Source organism: Sphingorhabdus sp., assembly GCF_044354325.1.
In the GTDB taxonomy this organism is placed as follows: Bacteria; Pseudomonadota; Alphaproteobacteria; order Sphingomonadales; family Sphingomonadaceae; genus Sphingorhabdus_B.
This window is the reverse complement of record NZ_JBILAF010000155.1, coordinates 1-3,629: the sequence shown is the minus strand read 5'-3', so window position 1 is coordinate 3,629 and position 3,629 is coordinate 1. Positions and strand designations below refer to the sequence as shown.

The 3,629-nt window shown below is 56.8% G+C and carries 4 protein-coding genes; 2 read left to right on the top strand and 2 right to left on the bottom strand.

Going from position 1 to position 3,629, the window contains the following annotated elements; genetic code table 11:
• The coding region (locus tag ACIQ0G_RS10640) for a hypothetical protein (protein ID WP_397577878.1) at positions 1 to 200 on the top strand (200 nt) is incomplete at its 5' end.
• On the opposite strand, the gene hisN is transcribed toward ACIQ0G_RS10640, so the two are convergent.
• On the bottom strand, positions 197 to 976 hold the full coding sequence (gene hisN, locus ACIQ0G_RS10635) for a histidinol-phosphatase (protein ID WP_397577877.1): 780 nt from the start codon (positions 974 to 976) through the stop codon (positions 197 to 199). The genes ACIQ0G_RS10640 and hisN overlap by 4 nt on opposite strands.
• On the bottom strand, positions 976 to 1,911 hold the full coding sequence (locus ACIQ0G_RS10630) for a ribose-phosphate pyrophosphokinase (RefSeq protein WP_183942152.1): 936 nt from the start codon (positions 1,909 to 1,911) through the stop codon (positions 976 to 978). Before ACIQ0G_RS10630 ends, hisN begins: the two co-directional genes overlap by 1 nt.
• 123 nt (positions 1,912 to 2,034) lie before the next feature.
• On the opposite strand from ACIQ0G_RS10630, the gene ACIQ0G_RS10625 reads away from it, so the two are divergent.
• Positions 2,035 to 3,629 (top strand): NAD+ synthase (locus ACIQ0G_RS10625; RefSeq protein WP_397577876.1); only part of this gene is annotated, 1,595 nt, incomplete at its 3' end.

Genomic DNA, 3,629 nt, shown 5'->3' with positions numbered 1-3,629 from the left:
TTGCGGTGATTTTGAAGCGTTTCTTCACACCGCTCTTGGTCTTGAGCTTGGGCATTTTGGTCTCCTTTGTTGAGTCCGTATCAAGCCGACATGGCAGCCCTATTGGCCAGCCTGCTTATTCGGAAGGGGCGCGCCTAACCGGATTCGCGCGCGATTGCAAGCTTATTGCCGGTAATGTGGCCCGGACTGCTGCGTTTTAGTGTTGGCACGCCAATGCTTCGAGCACGTCATCAAGCCGGGCTGGGTCGCCCACCGCAATGATATGGCCGTCGGAAGCGCCGTGCAGAGGTTCGCCTGACCAATCGCTCATCATACCCCCCGCGCCCGTTACGATGGGGATTAAGGCAGCAAAATCATGCAGCTTTAAGCCAGCTTCGACGACGATGTCGATATGCCCGCTGGCGAGCAGGGCGTAGTTGTAACAATCCCCGCCAAACAGCATTTTTTTATGCGCCGTTTGTGCCGCGAGCTCCATAAAATGGTCGCCGTCATGCTGCGAAAAATATTGTGGCCCCGTTGTTGCCAGCGTCGCCTGATTCAACGCGGTGCATGCTCGTGTCGTGACAGGATTTCCGTTCAGCGTCGTCGGATACCCCGCAGCGCCGACCCAGCGCTCGCCACTAATGCATTGGTCAATGACACCAAGGACAGGCCAGCCGTCTTCGAGCAGCGCAATCAATGTTCCGAATATCGGGCGCCCGGCCATGAAACTTACGGTTCCGTCGATTGGATCGATAATCCAGCTGCGCCCCGAACTGCCGGTTTTTTCGCCATATTCCTCACCGATGATCGTGTCGCGAGGGCACTCGGCATCAAGAATGCGGCGGATGGCGCTTTCGGCGGCGCGGTCGGCTTCCGTTACCGGAGACGCATCGGCCTTTGCCTCATGGCTATAGGCTGATCGGAAAAAGGGCCGGATGGCTTGGCCCGCTGCCTCGGCCAAACGGTTGGCCAGAAGGATATCCGCCGGTGTCATCAATCGAACAAAGAACTGACGGAACTTTCGTCGGCAATGCGCTTAATCGCTTCACCCAACAATGGCGCGATGGGCAGCTGGCGTATTTTGGGGCTGGCATTGGCAATGTCGGACGCCAGGATGGAGTCGGTGATGACCAGTTTGCGCAGTGAGGATGCGTTGACCCGGTTCACGGCTTCGCCGGACAATACGCCATGCGTAATATAGGCGACGACGTCTGACGCGCCGGCGGCTTTTAACGCGTCGGCCGCGTTGCACAGCGTGCCTGCGCTGTCCGCGATGTCATCAATCAATATGCAGAAACGGTCTTTCACGTCGCCGATGATGTTCATGACTTCGGAAACGCCAGCTTTTTCACGGCGTTTATCGACGATCGCCAGTGGCGCATCATCAAGACGTTTTGCCAGCGCGCGCGCACGGACAACGCCGCCAACATCCGGCGATACGACGGTGATATTCTTGTCGCCATGGCGCTCCAAAATATCCGCGCTCATGACAGGTGCGCCGTAAAGATTGTCGGTTGGAATATCGAAAAAGCCCTGAATCTGGCCTGCATGCAAATCCACGGTCAACACGCGGTCAGCGCCAGCCTGGGTAATCAGATTGGCGACAAGCTTCGCCGAAATGGGCGTGCGTGGCCCCGGTTTCCGATCCTGCCGCGCATAGCCGAAATAAGGAAGAACCGCGGTGATGCGCTTTGCCGATGCACGGCGCAACGCATCAATCATGATCAGCAATTCCATCAAATTGTCATTGGCTGGGTGGCTGGTCGATTGGATAACAAACATATCCTCACCGCGCACATTTTCATGGATTTCGACGAAAATCTCATTGTCGGCGAAACGGCGCACGCTGGCGTCGGTCAGCGGCAAGTTCATATAATCTGCAATGCCCTTCGCCAAAGGAAGGTTGCTGTTGCCTGTCATCAATTTCATGTGCGTGTCCCCGGACCCCTGAGCTTTGAATCGCGCGCCAAAGTTTCGCCAAACGCCTTAGCGGCGCACGACTGGCCTGACAATCGGCTTGCCCCGCTACATTGTGGACAATAGGGTGGTGAAATGACAAATCGGCTCAATATTGCAATGGCGCAGCTTAACCAGCGCGTGGGTGACCTGGCAGGTAACGCCGGCAAGATGCTGGAATGGCGCGCAAAAGCGACAGATGCCGACCTGATCGTGTTTCCCGAACAGCAGTTGATTGGGTATCCGGCCGAGGATCTGGTGTTGAAGCCAGCCTTTGCCGCGCGCGCTGCGGTGGAACTTGCCAAGCTTGCGGCGGCGACAGCCGATGGCGGGCCCGCGATGCTCGTGGGTTCGATATTCCTCGACGATGGCGCATTGTACAACGGAATTGCTCTGCTCGATGGCGGTCAGATTGCTGCCGTGCGTTACAAGCATGAGCTGCCCAATTACGGAACCTTTGATGAAAAGCGGATTTTTGCATCTGGCCCGTTACCGGAACCTATGCTGTTTAAAGGCGTGCGCATTGGCGTTCCCATTTGCGAAGATGGCTGGCTCGCCCCGGTTAGCCTCCATTTGAAGGAACGCGGCGCTGAGTTGCTGATTTCGACCAACGGCAGCCCGTATGAAATCGACAAGGACGACCGCCGTTTGGAAGAGGTTTTTGCCGCCCGTGTGCGCGAAACCGGATTGCCGCTGATGTTTCTAAACCGTGTCGGCGGGCAGGACGAGCTGGTGTTCGACGGCAGTTCCTTTGTCCTGAACGCCGATGGTGCGGCGGCACATCGTTTGCCCGACTGGGAAGAGCATCTGCGCATGACGCATTGGACGCGCGGCGACGATGGCTGGCAATGTGCAGATGGGCCTAAGGCGCTTTGGGAAGACCATCCCGCGGATATCTACAGCGCGATGGTCACGGGCCTGCGCGATTATGTGAACAGCAACGGCTTTCCCGGCGTTGTGTTGGGCATGTCTGGCGGGATCGATAGTGCGATATGCGCCGCCATTGCCGCTGATGCGCTTGGGCCCGATCGCGTTTGGTGTGTCATGTTGCCGAGCCGCTATACCAGCCAATCCAGTCTGGACGATGCCGCGCAATGCGCGGAAATGATTGGCTGCCGGATCGATACGATTCCCATTTCACCGGCTGTCGGCGCTTTCGATGATATGCTTTCGGGCAGCTTTGCCGACCGCGATGTCGACATTACCGAAGAGAATATTCAGTCGCGTATCCGCGGTGTCACGTTGATGGCCTTATCCAACAAATTTGGGCATATGCTTTTGACGACGGGCAATAAAAGCGAAATGAGCGTCGGCTATGCGACGATTTACGGTGATATGGCCGGTGGCTATAACCCAATAAAAGATGCCTATAAAATGACGGTGTTTGCCATTTCCGAATGGCGCAATGCGCATAAGCCGCGCATCGGTCTCGGCCGGGATGGCCCAGTGATACCCGACAATATCATTACTAAGCCCCCCAGTGCGGAATTGCGGCCAGACCAGAAAGACAGCGATTCGCTTCCGGATTATCCGCTCCTTGATAAAATGTTGCATGCGTTGGTGGAGGAAGAGCGCTCGGTCGATGAGGTCGTCGCGCAAGGCTTTGATCGCGACACAGTCGTGCGGATTGAAAGGCTGCTCTATTTGGCCGAATATAAACGGCGGCAGGCGCCTCCGGGCGTAAAGCTTGG